The 16,287-nt window shown below is 59.6% G+C and carries 13 protein-coding genes; 4 read left to right on the top strand and 9 right to left on the bottom strand.

Translation table 11 applies throughout. The features are described from left to right. Window positions 1-130: 130 nt before the first annotated feature. On the top strand, window positions 131-2,278 hold the full coding sequence (locus ADIMK_RS06910; protein ID WP_197027495.1) for a PepSY domain-containing protein: 2,148 nt from the start codon (window positions 131-133) through the stop codon (window positions 2,276-2,278). A gap of 10 nt (window positions 2,279-2,288) precedes the next feature. Here ADIMK_RS06910 and folM read toward each other — a convergent pair whose 3' ends face one another. The 9 genes from folM to ADIMK_RS06865 form a co-directional block, all read right to left on the bottom strand. Next, complete coding sequence (folM, locus tag ADIMK_RS06905) at window positions 2,289-2,984, bottom strand: dihydromonapterin reductase (protein ID WP_036185546.1); 696 nt, start codon at window positions 2,982-2,984, stop codon at window positions 2,289-2,291. Continuing rightward, entirely contained in the window at window positions 2,977-4,068 is a 1,092-nt protein-coding gene (locus ADIMK_RS21270) for a CYTH domain-containing protein (protein WP_051692626.1), read from the bottom strand. Before ADIMK_RS21270 ends, folM begins: the two co-directional genes overlap by 8 nt. Window positions 4,069-4,080: 12 nt before the next feature. Further along, window positions 4,081-4,455: a dihydroneopterin triphosphate 2'-epimerase gene (gene folX, locus ADIMK_RS06895; RefSeq protein WP_036185543.1), complete on the bottom strand. Its 375-nt coding sequence runs from the start codon at window positions 4,453-4,455 to the stop codon at window positions 4,081-4,083. A gap of 305 nt (window positions 4,456-4,760) precedes the next feature. Further along, window positions 4,761-5,687 (bottom strand): 3,4-dihydroxyphenylacetate 2,3-dioxygenase, encoded by a 927-nt coding sequence (gene hpaD, locus ADIMK_RS06890; protein ID WP_036185540.1) that lies wholly within the window; start codon window positions 5,685-5,687, stop codon window positions 4,761-4,763. A gap of 36 nt (window positions 5,688-5,723) precedes the next feature. After that, complete coding sequence (locus ADIMK_RS06885) at window positions 5,724-6,662, bottom strand: p-hydroxyphenylacetate 3-hydroxylase reductase component (RefSeq protein WP_036185538.1); 939 nt, start codon at window positions 6,660-6,662, stop codon at window positions 5,724-5,726. A gap of 83 nt (window positions 6,663-6,745) precedes the next feature. Then, window positions 6,746-7,912 (bottom strand): p-hydroxyphenylacetate 3-hydroxylase oxygenase component, encoded by a 1,167-nt coding sequence (locus tag ADIMK_RS06880; protein ID WP_036185536.1) that lies wholly within the window; start codon window positions 7,910-7,912, stop codon window positions 6,746-6,748. Between the two features lie 174 nt (window positions 7,913-8,086). Then, entirely contained in the window at window positions 8,087-9,268 is a 1,182-nt protein-coding gene (locus ADIMK_RS06875; protein WP_036185535.1) for a Bcr/CflA family multidrug efflux MFS transporter, read from the bottom strand. A 12-nt stretch (window positions 9,269-9,280) separates the two neighbouring features. Continuing rightward, window positions 9,281-10,501, bottom strand: coding sequence for a multidrug effflux MFS transporter (locus tag ADIMK_RS06870; protein ID WP_036185532.1), 1,221 nt, complete (start codon window positions 10,499-10,501; stop codon window positions 9,281-9,283). A 13-nt stretch (window positions 10,502-10,514) separates the two neighbouring features. Continuing rightward, on the bottom strand, window positions 10,515-11,945 hold the full coding sequence (locus ADIMK_RS06865) for an aldehyde dehydrogenase family protein (RefSeq protein ID WP_036185529.1): 1,431 nt from the start codon (window positions 11,943-11,945) through the stop codon (window positions 10,515-10,517). Window positions 11,946-12,111: 166 nt separating this feature from the next. On the opposite strand from ADIMK_RS06865, the gene ADIMK_RS06860 reads away from it, so the two are divergent. The 3 genes from ADIMK_RS06860 to ADIMK_RS06850 form a co-directional block, all read left to right on the top strand. Continuing rightward, window positions 12,112-13,869 (top strand): transporter substrate-binding domain-containing protein, encoded by a 1,758-nt coding sequence (locus tag ADIMK_RS06860; RefSeq protein WP_051692624.1) that lies wholly within the window; start codon window positions 12,112-12,114, stop codon window positions 13,867-13,869. Between the two features lie 45 nt (window positions 13,870-13,914). Continuing rightward, the gene (locus tag ADIMK_RS06855) at window positions 13,915-15,333 is read left to right on the top strand and encodes a sigma-54-dependent transcriptional regulator (protein WP_036185526.1); all 1,419 of its coding nucleotides are present in this window, start codon (window positions 13,915-13,917) and stop codon (window positions 15,331-15,333) included. 287 nt (window positions 15,334-15,620) lie between these two features. Beyond that, window positions 15,621-16,287 (top strand): amino acid ABC transporter substrate-binding protein (locus tag ADIMK_RS06850; RefSeq protein ID WP_051692621.1); only part of this gene is annotated, 667 nt, incomplete at its 3' end.

The raw sequence follows: 16,287 nt of genomic DNA, 5'->3' as shown, positions 1-16,287 counted from the left end.
AACGGCTTATCGGGCGCTTAACATTTCTTAATTATTCCTTGCGATTATTGGCACGACTCTGCGCAGGGCGGTTGCTAGCATGGTGGCAAAGGAAGCCGAAACCATTCTGCCCGATGGCAGGGAGTACACTATGCGCCGCTCACTCTTAACCCTTCACCGCTGGATTGCGCTCATCGCAACGCCGCTGTTTCTGTTGATTACCCTTACCGGCGTGATTCTGGCGTTTAGGCCTATTCTGGCTGACCTTGGCAGCTCAGCCAGCGTTTATTCTGTGCCTACCGAACAGGTGGCTGCACTGGTCGAGCGTCTGCCCGGCAACGCAATCCGCGACATCCAGACACTGGACGAAAACAGCGTGCGTGTCAGTGGTGTCGGTGACTACGCGCTTGATAGCGGCGCCCTAATCGGCGATGGCAGCGATCCACTGCAAAGCTTTTTCGGCACTGTGCAGAACCTGCACAAGAGCCTGTTGCTAAGGGCCGACTGGCTCACCCAGACACTGACCTACCTGATGCTTGGCGTAATTCTGGCCGGTGTATTTCTTGGCCTGCCGCGTATCCGCAACACTCTGATCGGCTGGCACCAGATGCTGGCGTGGGGGTTGTTGCCGCTGCTGATTCTGATCCCCTTTACCGCGGTGTTGATGACCCTGCATATCGGCGCGCCCGAGCTGCCGATAAAGCCCGGTGGTGGACGCGTGGATATGCAGCAGGCGTTAGCACGCGTGAGCGAGTATCCGGGTGGGGAGCATCTGGTGGCGATCCGCGGCTTCAAGGGCGGCAGCATGCTGGTGACACTGGCCGAGGGACGTCTGGTGGTTACCGCCGATGCAATCACGCCGCTAAGCGATGAGCCCTACTGGCCGAAAGAGCTGCACGAAGGCACCTGGGCAGGGGCCTGGTCCGGCAGTCTGAACGCTATTGGCGGTTTGGTGCTGGTTGGTTTGACGTTGACCGGTGCGCTTAGCTGGATTCGGCGCACACGCGGTAATCAGCTGCAACTGCGTGAGCGTGAGGCGACCACGTTGGTCGCCTTTGCCAGCCAGACCGGTCGAGCACTGGCGCTGGCGCAGGATACACGTCAGCTGTTGCAGCAGGCCGGTGAAAAGGTCGATCTGATGCCACTGGGTAATCTGGGGGCGGCAGATCTCGCTGCGTATCGACAGATTCTGCTGCTGGTATCGACAACCGGTGAGGGCGATACGCCCGACAGCCTGCGGGGCTGGGCCGATACCCTGCGCGGTGAGGATATGTCAGAGGTGCGCTTTAGCCTGCTGGCGCTGGGTGATCGTGGCTATAGCCACTTCTGCGGCGGTGGGCATCAGGTCAGGGATATTCTGCTTGAGTGCGGAGCCCTCGAACTCACCGAACCGGTGGAGGCAGATGGCGACCCGGCCGAGTATTGGCAGCAGTGGCTCAGTACGTTGAGCCCGGTAATAGGGCTGTCACTGGTGGTGATACCGGATGGCGGTGGCTGTGAGGCCTGTACCGCGACACTGATCGAGCGCAGCCGGCTGGAGCAGGGCAATGATGGCGGCGAGAGCTACGCGATACGGCTCTCGGTGCCCGAGCATCTAAGCTTCAGCCCCGGCGATCTGCTCAGCGTGAAGCTGGCCGAGGGCGGCGAGCGACTCTACTCCATCGGTTCCAGCTCGCAGGTTACGCCCGGCGAGATACAGCTGACGGTGGGCTTGCTGCGCTACGTCGATGATCAGGGGCAGGAGCAGCTTGGCCGTGGCAGCAGTGAGGTTTGTCTGAACTGGCAGCCAGGTAGTGAGCATGCCGTGAGCATTCGTCACCACCCGGGATTCAACCCGCCGGAGGATGAAAGCACGCCGGTGGTGCTGGTCGCGACCGGTTGCGGCATCGCGCCATTCCTTGGCTTTATCGAGCAGCGTGCAGCCGCCGGTCCCAACCGCGGGCCGATCTGGCTGGTGTTCGGCAACCGCTACCGCGAGCAGGACTATTTCTACCGCGATTACCTGCAGCGTCAGGTCGAGGCCGGGGTGATTCAGCAGATCGATACCCTGTTCTCCCGTGACGGCGAACGTCAGCGGTACGTCACCGAGCGTCTGGTTGAGCGCGGAGAACAGCTGCTGGAGTGGCTGTTTCAGGGCGGTAGACTCTATGCCTGCGGGCGCGCCTCTACACTGGGGTACAGTTTTGATCAGGCGCTCAGGCGCATCCTGAGCGATGCTGGTCTGTCGCCGGAGCAGGTGGCGTCAACGCTCGACGAGTGGAGCCGAAACGGCGTGGTCAAACGCGACTTCTTCGGCTGAGTGTCGCCACTCAGCGCAGATTGCGGCCACCGTTGAGCTCCATGCAGGTGCCGGTGACGTAGGGGTTATCCAGCAGGTAGCGCACCGCCTGATAAACCACATCCGGCCCGGGCTCGATACCCAATGCCGATTTGGCCAGCGCCTTGGCGCGGTATTCGGGGTCGTCCTCGTCGTTGAACATGATCAGCGAAGGGGCAATGCTGTTGACCTTAATCGCAGGGGCAAGCTGGCTGGCAAACGACAGCGTCAGGCTTTCCAGCCCCGCCTTGGTGGCGGCATACGCCATATGGCGGGCACCGCGCTGGGCCACGTAATCGGTCATGTGGATGATATCGGCCGGCTGCCCCGGTTCGAACCAGCGCCGCGCCGCCTGATTGAGCAGATAGGGTGTCTGCATATGCACGGCAAACATCTGCTGAAAGGCCTCACCGCTGTCGTCATCGCCCATCCAGACCGAGGCGTTGTGGATAAGTGCCCTAAGCCGAATCTCCCGGTCATTGAGTTGATCGATCAACGCCTGCACACCGGCGCAGGTGGAGAAGTCAGCCTCGATCACCTCGATTCCATCGAGCGGGTGCTCAGTCCATTCCGCTCGTTGGGTACGGCAGGTGATGATCACGGGGTAGCCATCATCCACAAGCCTGCGGGCGCAGTGCAGTCCGATACGCTGGGCACCGCCTGTAATCAGTATGCTGGGCTTAGTCACCGGCCCTCTCCTCGATAAGCGTTATCAGCGCCTGAACCGCGCCGGAATCTGTCGCAGCGGCCTGTTTCCAGTCAGTGAAAGCGGGGCCAGCCTGGGCTGCCAGTTTCGCTGAGGCGCTGGAGAGGCTCAGTATCAGCCAGCCCCAGTTGCCCCGGGTGCTGATCAGCGTGCGCACCGCATCCGGAGTATCAGCGATGTCGTCAATCAGTGATGCCAACCGGGGTATCAGGTGCATCGACAAGCCCGTCGGTTGTGGCTGCCCCTCCAGTACGCTGATCATCAGGCGCAGTGTGTCTTTAATTCCCTGGGGTGCGGCGGCATCGTTAAGGTAGAGCCGCTCGCTCCAGCATACAGCGCGGGCGATCAGGCACTGTGTAAGCCGCGCCAGTATGGCGTTTATTGAGGTGTCCAGCGTCCATCCGCCGATGGGCGGCAGCGCCGGTACACGTGTCGGGTCGATCAGCCGGAAACCGCGCTCGGCCTTGGCGCTGTCCCAGGGCAACAGCGGCAGCGTTTCGCTCAGCGATACCGCCAGTTCCATCAACGCTTCGGGCGGACCCGAGCGCAGTTCCAATTCCAGTTCGGACAGCGGTTCGCGTTTGTCGGCACTGACCACCTCACCGAAATCCAGCGCCAGTTCTACCTCAACGGTGTCTGTACCACGCTGCCAGCGCAGGCACGCCTTGCGGCGATGGAAGTCGGTGCGAAACAGTGGTTGCAGCCGTTGGGTATCCAGAGATGCCAGCGCAGTCGGCAGACCCGGCTGCTGGAGTAGTTCGGTGGCCAGATGTTCGGTATCGAGATACCAGTCCCACTCGTTGCGTACGGATAGGCCGGCAACGCTCTGGCCGCGCCCCTTGAGCGTCTGGATCACCTGATCGCCGTCGCGGCGAAGGCGCAGCGCTAAAGCCTTCGAATCGAGCGACAGCTCGGGCGTATCGTAATACTGGTTGAACAGCTCGCAGTGCTGCCAGTTGCCCTGTAGCCGCTGCAACACCTGCGGATGGCGGAGTACCTGTTCGCTCAGTTTAGGGTCAAGGCGCAGCTTGATCTCGGTTTCGGTCAGTCTGACGTGCGTATTCACGGTGTGATCCGCTCAATCGCGCTCGGCGCACAGGGTGATGGAAACCGAGTCGGCAAAGCGCAGGGCGTGGGGTTTGTCGATCTCGACCTGGGCATGGCACACCTTGGGATCGCGCATGACAATCTCCAGCACCTCGCTGACCAGCTTTTCCAGCAGCAGGAAATGGCCGTCTTCCACATGGCTGATGATCGCCTTGTTGATGGTGCGGTAGTTCAGCGCATGATCGATGTCGTTGTGCTCGATGGCCGGATCCACGCGGTAGCGCATCAACACGTTGATGATCACATCCTGCTGTTTCTGCTTCTCTTCGTCGTTGATGCCGATGAAGGTACGCAAGCGCAGATTCTTGATCCTGATCGTCGCCTGTCCTGGCTCAGCTAGATTCATTTCACCTGTCCTATCAACTGCCTGTTCCCGGCCGGGGATTGCTGGTGTTCGCCTGCTTCAGCCGGGCGTGATTGAGGGTTTCAGGCCTTATCGGGCCATTGGATTGCACCGGAGTATACCCAAAACCGCGCGCAGGGGCGTTGTTGACACACCGTCGGCTCCGGCTCTGATTGAGCCTGAACCGACGATGGGGGGAGGGCAAGCCGAGTGGAGGGCTTAGTTGAAAGCCGCACTCGATGTGAAACTGATTGACGGCACCACCGGTGCCGTCAGCCGTACTAATACCAGCAAAACAAGGGCTAACGTCAGACGCGGCTGGCGCCCGGTGCGAAGCCTGCTTCCACCGATGCCTGCGGGCCGGGTACGGCGTTGCCGGTTTGCGGTGTGACCGGGAACACGCAGTTGATCTGGCCGGTGCCGGAACTGCCGAAGTAGGGGGTCAGGATCTCAGCTTGCCCTTCGTACTCGGACCAGCCCAGCGCGCCGAGCATCATCGCGGTATCGTGCATGAAGCCCTCGCCGTGGCCCTTGACCGCGTACTCAGGCAGCATCTCGCAGAAGGTTTTCCAATCGCCGCGCTTCCACATCTCGACCACCTCTTTATCCAGTGTCTCGAGGAAGGGACTCCAGACCTTGGTGGCGTACTCCGGTGCCAGTCCGTTCTGGGCGAAGCGGTGGGAGAGCGAGCCGCTGGCGAAGAAAGCGACGGTGCCGTCGTAGTGTTTCTCGATCGCCTCGCGCATGGCCCAGCCGAGGCGAGCAGAATCGTTGAGGTAGTGCACGGTGCACATGGCTGAAACCGAGATCACCTTGAAGTGGCGGTCTTCGTTCATATAACGCATGGGTACCAGCGTGCCGTACTCAGGGTCCAGCGTGGTGGCATCGTGAGCAAGGGTATCCACACCCTGAGCGTTGCACTCGGCGGCCAGTATGCGGCCAAGTTCCGGGTTGCCGTCATACTCGAACGCCATGTTGGAGATAAAGTGGGGCAGTTCGTTGCTGGTGTAGTTACCGGCCCAGTGCTGTGCGCAGTTGATGTGGTAACCGGCGTTAACCAGCCAATGGGTATCGAACACAACGATGGTATCGACGCCGAGTTCGCGGCAGCGCTTGCCGATCTCGATATGGCCGTCGATGGCCGCCTGACGGAACCCTTTCTGTGGCCCGTCCAGCTCGGACAGGTACATGGAGGGGACGTGGGTGATCTTTGCTACGAGGGCCAGTTTACCCATTAGTTATACCTCTTGTTATCGTTTGGCCCGCCGCGATCAGTTCGCGGCGAGGTGTATAAGTACCTTGCGGAAAGCCGCGATTTCGTCGTCTGTGAATGCGCTGAACAACTTCTCCTGCTCTTCGGCGGCGATGTTCCACAGCGTATCGGCCTGCTCGATACCGCGTTCAGTGATGCAGTAGCGGTCGTCGGTAAAGGCGATCAGCTCTTTGCGCTTAAGAATGTCGGCAGCCGCTTCGATCTCGCTGCGTGGCATGTTGACCTCTTTGAGAAGCTCATCGATCGACAGTTTGCGATCCTGCTCAAGCACCATCAGCATGCGCGCTTCGCTGGTGCGCAGGCCGGTGGAGAGTTGCAGCGGCTGATAATCCTTCTGATAGGCACGAACCGCCTGGGTCATCAGGTAATACAGGTTGTTGCTCAGACGGCCTTCAAGTGCCTTGATGGCTGGCAGGTCGCCATCCGCCTTCTCCGGAAAACGGGCGTGCGGCAGGGCAACAGAGTAGGCACCCTGATGGTAGAGCAGCGGCGCACGGCCGATATCATCGAATGAGGCGACTTTGCCGATCAGGATCCAGTGATCACCACCCTCGACGGTTTCATATTTTTCGCACTGGAACACAGCTGAGCAGTCCGGCAGGATCGGCGCACCGCCGAGCCCTGTGGTGTAGTCGATACCGGCGAACTTGTCGTCGCTTGGTCGTGCGAAATGGTTGGACAGGTTGATCTGGTCAGCCGCCAGAATGTTGACCGCGAAGTGGGTTGCGTCCTCGAAAATCTTGCAGCTGCCGGAGCGCTTGTCGATGCTCCAGAGAATCAGGGGCGGATCCAGCGATACGGAGTTGAAGCTGTTGGCGGTGACGCCTGTCTTTTCGCCGCTGGGTGTGGTGGCGGTGATGACGGTAATGCCGGTGGCAAAGTTGCCTAGGGCGCGGCGAAACGCCTTGGCGTCGAATTCGGTGGCTTGAGTGCTCATGGTGGCTACTCCAGATGTTGGGTCGTGTCTCTTATTGGACGGGACGTCCGGGGCCGGTAAGCCCCGGGTGGAATGGGCTCAAATCAGAGCAGGGACGGATCCGGCTCGAGACCGAGCAGCTCGCGGCCGATAATCTGCGCGCAAACGTCATAGTCGGTGTAGGCGTGAGCCGCGGTCATGTTGGACTCGCGCCACAGACGCTGGCCTTCACGGTCCACATACCAGTTGGACGCGCCCATTACCGCCCACAGACGGTTGACCGCTTCGACACACATCTTGATCGCGTAGGCCTGGTTGGTACGCCAGTGAGCCAGCGTGTAGCGATCCGGGTACTCGTGACGCTCACCGTACTCCTTGTGTTCTTCCCAGGTCTTTTCGAGGTAGGCGCGGGCAGCGCACACCTGCTGGTAAGACTCAGCGATGCGCAGGATCGGCGGGATTGAACCGCCCACTTTGGCACCGGTGTAAGCACGCACGCGGTTCTGGGTAACCTCTTTGTAGACCTCGACCATACGCTCGGCAACGCCCAGGCTCATGGCCGCGAAACCGCAGGCAAAGTAGGGACGGTAGGGGGTGTGGTAGATCTTGCTTTCCGGATAGAGGCTGCGACCGACATGTCGGCCCTCCATCATATCCTTGGCCGCCTGAATGCGATGCTCGGGAACGAATACGCCTTCGATACGCGCCGTCTTGGTGCCAGAACCCTGCATGCCAGCCGAGAACCAGTCATCGATAATGGTGAAGTCGGACTTGGGAATGACGGCGAAGCTGTACACCTTCTCGTCGTTAACCATGCGGTTGAGACCGACGATGATCCAGTCGGCATGGTCCACACCGGAGCTCCACTTCATGTCGCCGGTGAAAATGATGCCGCCTTCGGCTTCTTCATATTTGCCAAAGGGGGCGATGGAGCTGGACGCGACGGCGTCGGGGTTCTCGCCCCAGAACTCGTCCTGTGCCTGTTTGCTGAACATGGCCATCTGGTGGTTGTGGGTGCAGAGCAGGCTGTAGGCCCAGGCGGTGCTGCAGCAGGCGCCGGCCAGAGCGGCGATGCAGTCGGTAAACTCGGGCAGGGATATCTCCAGGCCACCGTAGGCTTTCGGCAGGAAAGCACGGTTCAGGCCGATGCCGTGCAGCATCTCGATGTTCTCCTGCGGCACTTGACGCAGCTCTTCAGCCTTCGCGGCGTTTGCGCGGATGTCCGGGAGGATGGCCTGAAGTTTTTCCAGCATCGGGTTGGGTGCTTTCATTGCGATAATCTCTCTTGTCGTTATAGGACTGTGTTCCGAGGGGCGATGACTGCCACGCAGCGTGGAACAACATGAATCCCGAAGGATGTGTTAAGTATCGCGGCTGAACTCAAAACAAAAAATGTAAGTTTCTGGCTTAATATTGGACTTTTCTGTTGTCTTTTCACTTGGGGCCTACGCGCTTTTTCGGGTTAGCATTAGCGCTGACAGCGCGCCGATTCCACTCAGTCCCATAATCAGAGTCATCGGCAGCGGTGTGCCATCGTGCAGGCTCCCGGCCAGCGAGCTTGATAGTGCTCCGAGACCAAACTGCGCTGAAACCGCAAGGCCTGCCGCAGCCCCTGCCTGTTGTGGATAACGTGCCAGCAAACTGGCCATGCAGTTGGCGCCGATCAGGCCGGTGACGCCGACAAACGCCAGAACACCGATAACCACGGTGACTAAACCGCCGAATCCGGTTAGGCCGCAGAGTAAAAGCAGTGCGCCGGCACAGGCTGCCAGGCTGGAAGCGGCCATCAGTATGGGCTGAGTGCCCACCCGTTTGACGAAACGCGCATTGAGCGTGACAAACAGAATCACGCCGGCGATGTTGAGGCTGAACAGCCAGGCGTAATGAGTCGGTTCGATACCGAAATAGTTGATGTACACGAACGGCGAGGCGGTGATAAAGGCAAACATGCCGGCAAAGGTCAGCGACATACATAGGATATAGCCGATAGCGTGGCGGTGTTGCGCAATACGGAAGTAGGCCGAGAACACCTTGAGAATACTGGCATTACGCGACTCGCCGACGTGGGTTTCCGGAATCTTCCAGGCGGTGAATAGCAGGGTGATCGCGGCGAAGAGCATCAGCACGATAAACAGCGATCGCCAACCGGCCAGTAGCAGCATGTAGCCGCCAAACAGGGGCGCGACCAGAGTGGCGAGCATCGTCACGAGATGCATCAGCGACAGTACACGTGCGGATTCTTCAACTGGAAACAGATCACGCACAATGGCCCGCCCGAGTACTGAGGCTGCCGCCCCGCCGAGCGCCTGTGCAAAGCGCAGCGCCACCAGTTGCTCGATCTCGGCGGCAAAGGCGCAGCCGAGACTGGCGATGGCGTAGAGGGTGATACCGCCGAGCAGCAGTTTTCGACGGCCGAACTTGTCCGACAGCGGGCCGTAGAACAGCATGCCGATGAACAGTCCGATCAGAAAGGCACTGATCGTCATCTGAACGCCGGATTCTGAGCCTTCCAGATCCTGAGCAATCAGCGGCAGGCCGGGCAGATACATATCGATCGACAATGGGCCGAACGCCTGAAGCGCGGCGAGCAGTACAATCAGTCGATGCGGACGTTCAATGACCGTCATGGTGGTGATCCCTCAAAAGCTCGATGCCGATTGAGATGACAGAGTCTCGCTTCGGTTTTTCCTGATTGCGTAGTAGTGGGCGCAGAGCGCTGCGACCGGTGCCAGCACGATGCAGATCGCGATCGGCAGTGGGCCATCGTCAAGCAGAAACGGCATGATCTGCGCGATCAGGGCGCCGGTCAGCAGTTGTATAAAACCCATCAGGCCCGATGCGGTCGCTGCCGATGCAGGTGAGCAGCTGATAGCGGCCGATTGGGCATTAGGCTGGCTCAGTCCGCGGCCAAATGTGACCACTGCGATGGGCAGAAAGAGACTGGCAAACCCCAGTGCCCCGGCCAGCGTGAACCCAAGCAGGCACAGCGCGCCGATCAGTGACAGGCTGTTGCCGAGGATAACCGCCTGATCCACCGAAAGCCGCTTGGCCAGACGTGTAGACAGGAAGCTGCCTGCCATGAACGACAGCGATACGGCGAGGAACCAGGTCCCGAACTGGGCCGAGTTGCCTCCGAGGCTGTCCACAACATAGGGCGCGGTGCCGACGAACATGTAGAACGCTGCGGCGATAAAAGTGGTGGACAGGGCATAGCCGAGGTAGCCGGCGGAGTTGAAGACAGCGGCGTAGCGCTGAATGACCGGCTTTAGTCTCAGGCTGTCGCTCTTTTCACGGCAGGTTTCCGGTAACTGGATGAACGCCACCAGCCAGGCGATGCAGCCCATCGCCAGCGACACGTAAAAGATCGTGTTCCAACCTGCCCACAGGTTGATATAACCGCCGAGGGTCGGCGCGATGGACTGTGCGATGGCGATACACATGACGATGTATCCCATACGCGCGGCGGCACCTTCGCGACCATACATATCGATAATGATCGTGCGGGCCAGCACCATGGCAGTGCTACCGCCGAGTGCCTGCAATACACGACCGGCGATCAGCATGCTGACATCCGGGGCAAAGGCGGCCAGCAGACTGCCACAGGTGTGCAGTGCCAGACCGCCGAGCAGGATCGGCCGACGTCCGAGGTGGTCCGCCAGCGGGCCTGAGAGCAACTGCCCAAACGCCAGCGTGAACAGGTAAGCGGTAAAGCTCAGCTGAATCACGCTGATGTCGGTCTGCAACGCCCTTGCCGCATCCGGCATCGCTGGGACAAACAGGTTGAGCGCCAATGGGCTGGCCATGGCGATCAGTGCCATCAGGGCAACGGATGGACCGCGTTTGGGCGTCTGGGCCGTCATTACAGTGTGCTGCTCAGTTAGGATTGCGGATCACGAGCAGACGCAGCTCGGTCATATCCTCGATGGCATAACGCACGCCTTCGCGACCGAGACCGCTGTCCTTCACGCCGCCGTAGGGCATGTGATCCACACGCCAGGAGGGCACATCGCCGATCACGACACCGCCGACTTCCAGCTCGTCCCAGGCTTTCTGGATCTTGTAGATATCGCGGGTGAAGATGCCCGCCTGCAGGCCGAAGTCAGAGTTGTTTACCTCCTTGAGCGCGGCGTTGAAATCGCTGAAACGCGAGAGCACGGCCACCGGGCCGAACGCCTCCTGGCAGTTCACGTCGGTGTCGGCCGGCACGTTCTCCAGCAGTGTCGCCTGAAGCATGGCGCCGTCACGCTGGCCACCGCTGAGCAGGGTGGCACCCTTGGCCACGGCGTCTTCAACCCAGCCATGCAGTCGGGTAGCTTCCTTCTCGGAGATCATCGGGCCGATAAAGGTTTCTTCATCTTTCGGATCGCCGCTCTTGAGCGCCCTGACCGCGTCGGTCAGCTTGTCGCGTACGGCGTCGTACAGACTCTCATGCACCATGATGCGCTGCACGCTGATACAGCTCTGGCCCGACTGGTAGTATGCGCCAAAGACAATACGGGCCACGGCATCGTCGATGTCGGTGCCTTCGTCGACGATACAGGCGGCGTTGCCACCGAGTTCGAGCACCACCGGCTTCTTGCCGGCGCGGGCCTTGAGATCCCAGCCCACTTCGGGCGAGCCGGTAAAGCTGAGCAGCTTCAGGCGCTCATCGGTGGTGAACAGGTCGGCACCGTCGCGACGGCAGGGCAGGATCGAGAACGCGCCCTTGGGCAGGTCGGTTTCCGCCAGTACCTCGCCGATTATCAGCGCACCGATCGGCGTCAGGCTGGCGGGCTTGAGTACGAACGGGCAGCCAGCGGCAATCGCCGGGGCCACCTTGTGTGCTGCCAGGTTGAGCGGGAAGTTGAACGGCGAGATGAACGAGCAGGGGCCGATGGGCACACGCTTCCACATGCCGGTATAGCCCTCGGCGCGGGGGCTGATATCCATCGGGATCACTTCACCGCCAATGCGCACCGCCTCTTCGGCGGCAATGCGGAAGGTGTCGATCAGTCGGGTTACCTCGCCGCGGGCATCTTTGATCGGCTTGCCTGCTTCGATGCACAGCGCTTGCGCCAGCTCCTCGAAACGCTCCTCGAAGCGCTTGACGCAGTGGTTCAGAATCGCCTGACGCTTGTAGGCAGGCAATTTGCGCATCGGTTCGGCGGCGGCGTCAGCTGCCGCGATGGCGCGGTCGATGGCATCGGCGTCAGCCAGTGCGACGCGGGTGGCCACTTCCCCGGAATACTTGTCGTATACCGCCAGATCCTGGTTGGGCGTTTCAGCTTCGTTTGCCAGATAGTAGGGGTAGCTTGCTTTCAGCATTGCAGTCTCCGCAGCGTCCGATGGGCCGTTCAGAATTAATTTAATTAATATATTAACTAAAATATAAATAAGATGTTAATTAATGTCAATGTAGGTGAAGTCGGCAGATTTCGCATGTCAGGTAAAAAGGAGGATAATAACGATCCCCGGTTCCCGATACTGAGCGATGCGGTTTGTGCGACTCATAAAAAAGATATGTGGCTTCCTTCTGGCCCTGTCCTGTCTGGGGCTTGGCTCTGTAGCTGTGCATGCCGATCGAGGCGATCCAACCAACAGTGTACGGCAATACATTGTGGTCGGCGGCGATCACTATCATCCCCCCTACGAATTTCTGGACGACAGCGGTGCGCCGGCCGGTTACAACGTGGAGCTGACCCGGGCAATCGCCGAAGTGATGGGGGTGGATGTCCGCTTCGTGTTCGGCGAATGGGCGGATATGCGCCGCAAGCTGGAGTCCGGCGAGGTGGATATCCTGCAGGGCATGTCCTATTCGGAAGAGCGTGCCAAAACCTTCGATTTCGCGCCGCCTCACGCCATCGTTCATCAGTCGTTTTTTGCCCGCAAGGGAGCGCCTGCAGCCCGGCTTGATGAGCTGAAGGGTAAAGAGGTGATCGTGCAGCGGCTCGACATCATGCACGACTACCTGCTTGAGCATAACGTGGGCGCCGAGCTGATCACCGTGGATACCCATGCCGATGCGCTGCGCCTGCTGGCATCCGGCAAGGGCGATTATGCGCTGGTGGCCAACCTGCCTTCGCTTTATCTGAGTCGACAGTTAGGGCTTACCAACATCCTGCCCGTGGCCAAACCGTTCGCCAACCGATACGGCTACGCGGTTAAAAAAGGGGATACCAATACACTGGCTACCTTCAGCGAAGGGCTCGCGATTCTCAAGAACACCGGCCGTCATCAGGAGATCTATGATAAATGGCTGGGGCCTCTGGAGGATGTGGGCAGTTTCCCGTGGAAAAAGGTGGGGCAGATTGGCGCCGGGTTCTCCGGGGCGCTGTTGCTGGTACTCGGCGGGATCGTAATGTGGAACCGTATGCTCAGACGCGAGGTGGAGAGCCGCTCGGCAGATCTGCGCCGTCATCAGCAACAGCTGATACAGGCGGACAAGATGACCTCTCTGGGCGTACTCGTGTCCGGTGTGGCGCACGAGATCAACAACCCCAGTAGCCTGTTGCTGCTCAACCTGCCGGTGCTGCGTGATGCCTACGAGGACTCACGTGAAATACTGGAGAATCACTACCGGGCACACGGCGATTTCACCATTGGCGGGCTCGCGTACTCGCGGATGCGTGACGAGATCCCCTACATGATGGACGAGATGCTTGAAGGGGCCCGGCGCATCAAGCGCATCGTTGGAGACCTCAAGGACTTTGCCCGGCAGGGCACGGCTGACTTGAGTGAGGCGGTGGACCTGAATACGGTGGTCGATACCGCTATCCGGCTTGTGGACAACTCGATTCGCAAGGCCACCTTTCACTTTGAAGTCAGCCTTGGCATCGGTTTGCCGCTGGTGAGAGGCAACTCTCAGCGTATAGAACAGGTGGTGATCAACCTGATACTCAATGCCTGTCAGGCACTGCGATCGCCGACCGAGGGAATCTTCATGCGTACCTATTACGACGCGGACGAGTCCGGTGAGCAGCGGGTTATTCTAGAGGTGCGAGATCAGGGGCGCGGCATCGATGCCGATGCAATCAATCAGCTGACCGATCCGTTTTTTACCACCCGTCGCGAGAGCGGCGGTACCGGACTTGGGTTGTCGGTATCGGCCGGTATTGTTAGTGAGCATCGCGGGCGGCTGGTGTTCGACTCCAAGCCGGGCGAGGGGACGACCGTGCGCATGATCCTGCCGGTGCAGGGCGATCATCCTCTGGCCAGCGAAGCGAGTAAGCCTGTTAAGGACGATCTGTAATCCAACAGCTGATGTGGCAGTAAGAAGCGTGTACAGGAATCTGTAATGACAAACGGCGTATATCCCTCTTTCGGTGTTTTGCTGGTGGACGACGAAGCCTCGTTCCTGCGTAGCCTCAGCATATCGCTTGAGCGCAACGGCGGTATCAGCAACATCCAGCGCTGTCAGGACAGCCGCGAGGTGATGTCGATACTGGCCAGGGGTGAGATCGGTCTGGTGACACTTGATCTGACCATGCCGCATATCTCGGGCGAGAAATTGCTGACACAGATCGTCGAGGAGTACCCGGAGGTTGGGGTTATCGTGATCAGCGGTCTCAATCAGGTTGAGACGGCGGTCAACTGTATCAAGCTTGGCGCGTTCGACTACTTCGTCAAAACCGACGAGCCCGACCGACTGATCGCCGGTATACGACGCGCGATTCGGTTGATCGAGCTGCGTCAGGAGAACCAGGAGCTGCGCAAGCGTTTCCTCTATGACACCCTGGACAGCCCCGAAGCCTTCTCCCACATCGTCACCGGCGACAAGGGGATGCGCTCGGTCTTCCAGTACCTGGAGTCGGTGGCGGTGAGCCGCCAGCCGATTCTGATCTGCGGTGAGAGCGGAACGGGTAAGGAGCTGGTGGCCAGAGCGGCACACACACTCAGCGGGCGTAGCGGACCGCTGGTGTGCGTTAACATCGCAGGGCTTGATGACAGCATGTTTGCCGACACCCTGTTCGGGCATGAGCGGGGTGCGTTTACCGGCGCTAACCAGTCACGCGGCGGGATGATCGAGCAGGCCGCAGGCGGCACGCTGTTTCTCGACGAGATCGGGGACCTGAGCATGGCGTCACAAGTGAAGTTGCTGCGTCTGTTGCAGGAGGGGGAGTATTACCCGCTTGGCAGTGACCGACCCAAGCGGATGCAGGCCCGGGTGCTGGTGGCCACCCATCAGGATCTGGCGAAGAAGCAGGCCTCGGGTGAGTTCCGCAAGGATCTTTACTATCGACTGCGGACGCACCTTGTGCGTATTCCCGCCCTGCGTCAGCGCAAACAGGATATTCCCTTGCTGCTTGAGCATTTCCTCGCGGAGGCCGCCGAAGAGCTGGGCAAGAGCAAGCCTACCATTCCGCGTGAGTTACCGGTGCTGCTCTCCAACTACAGCTTTCCCGGCAATGTACGGGAGTTAAGGGCGATGGTATACGACGCCATGAGTGTGCACCGCTCACGCATGTTGTCGATGGATGTGTTCAAGCGGGCGATTGATGCAGAGGCTGCCGAGGACCTTGAGGAGGCGACCGCCGCACGTACCGTCTTCATGCCGGACGAGCCCTTGCCGACCCTGCATGAGGTGGCCGATCTGTTAGTGGAGGAGGCGATGCGCCGTGCCGAAGGCAACCAGTCGATTGCATCGCGCCTGCTTGGGGTCTCACAGCCGGCGTTGAGTAAGCGACTCAAGCGGCAGCAAAGTGCTGACGATTAAACCCCTATAACCTGGCGTCGGGTTATAACGTCCGGGTTTTTCATTTAATGCATTGTTTTAAAAGTATTATTTAGCTTTTTGACAGGTTTTTACGTTAAAAGGTTATACCCCTTCGTTACCATTGGAATTCCACGATTTTGTTTTGAAAATTCTTTTTTATCAATAACATGTAGTTATTCTTACTGGTTGGCACCGAGTTTGCTCTTTAAAACTGGATCGGCCTGCGCATCTGCAGGGCCGATAGCGCCTGAGCGTGCAAAGTCAGTACTAAGGAGAATAACAAGGTGATGAAAAAAGCTCTGATAACAGCAGCTGTATTATCTGTTGCACTGTCCGGTACGGTGTCAGCCGGAACGCTGGATACCATCAAATCGAAAGGTTTCGTGAAGTGTGGCGTGACCTCAGGTGTACCTGGGTTCTCCGTGCCCGATGAACAGGGCAACTGGAAAGGTCTGGACGTGGATGTCTGCCGTGCAGTGGCGGCGGCCGCGCTCGGCGATGCAAGCAAGGTCAAATTCATTCCGCTCAACGCCAAGGAGCGCTTTACTGCGCTGGCATCCGGTGAGATCGATGTACTCTCGCGTGTCACCACCTGGACGCTGACCCGCGACACCCAGCTCGGGATCAACTTCGCCGGCGTCAACTACTACGACGGTCAGGGCTTCCTGGTCAAAAAGGAGCTGGGCCTGAACAGCGTTAAAGAGCTGGACGGCGCTACCATCTGCGTACAGTCCGGTACCACCACCGAACTGAACATGGCCGACTACTTCCGCACCCATAGCCTGCAGCACACCCCGGTGGTGTTCGACACCAACGAAGAGGCGGCAACCGCTTTCGATACCGGTCGTTGCGATGCCTTCACCACCGACCTGTCACAGGCCTACGGTCTGCGTACCCGTATGCAGGATCCGGACTCCGTGGTGGCACTGCCCGAGGTGATCTCCAAAGAGCCGC

This window comes from Marinobacterium lacunae, assembly GCF_000705555.1.
Lineage (GTDB): Bacteria > Pseudomonadota > Gammaproteobacteria > Pseudomonadales > Balneatricaceae > Marinobacterium_D > Marinobacterium_D lacunae.
The sequence above is the reverse complement of the archived record's forward strand: the minus strand, read 5'-3'. Positions and strand labels throughout refer to the sequence as shown.

Coding starts and splice junctions, on each gene's coding strand:
- ADIMK_RS06910 (WP_197027495.1), top strand. CDS start 131: ATGCGCCGCTCACTCTTAACCCTTCACCGCTGGATTGCGCTCATCGCA.
- folX (WP_036185543.1), bottom strand. CDS start 4,455: ATGAATCTAGCTGAGCCAGGACAGGCGACGATCAGGATCAAGAATCTG.
- hpaD (WP_036185540.1), bottom strand. CDS start 5,687: ATGGGTAAACTGGCCCTCGTAGCAAAGATCACCCACGTCCCCTCCATG.
- ADIMK_RS06885 (WP_036185538.1), bottom strand. CDS start 6,662: ATGAGCACTCAAGCCACCGAATTCGACGCCAAGGCGTTTCGCCGCGCC.
- ADIMK_RS06880 (WP_036185536.1), bottom strand. CDS start 7,912: ATGAAAGCACCCAACCCGATGCTGGAAAAACTTCAGGCCATCCTCCCG.
- ADIMK_RS06875 (WP_036185535.1), bottom strand. CDS start 9,268: ATGACGGTCATTGAACGTCCGCATCGACTGATTGTACTGCTCGCCGCG.
- ADIMK_RS06870 (WP_036185532.1), bottom strand. CDS start 10,501: ATGACGGCCCAGACGCCCAAACGCGGTCCATCCGTTGCCCTGATGGCA.
- ADIMK_RS06865 (WP_036185529.1), bottom strand. CDS start 11,945: ATGCTGAAAGCAAGCTACCCCTACTATCTGGCAAACGAAGCTGAAACG.
- ADIMK_RS06860 (WP_051692624.1), top strand. CDS start 12,112: ATGCGGTTTGTGCGACTCATAAAAAAGATATGTGGCTTCCTTCTGGCC.
- ADIMK_RS06855 (WP_036185526.1), top strand. CDS start 13,915: ATGACAAACGGCGTATATCCCTCTTTCGGTGTTTTGCTGGTGGACGAC.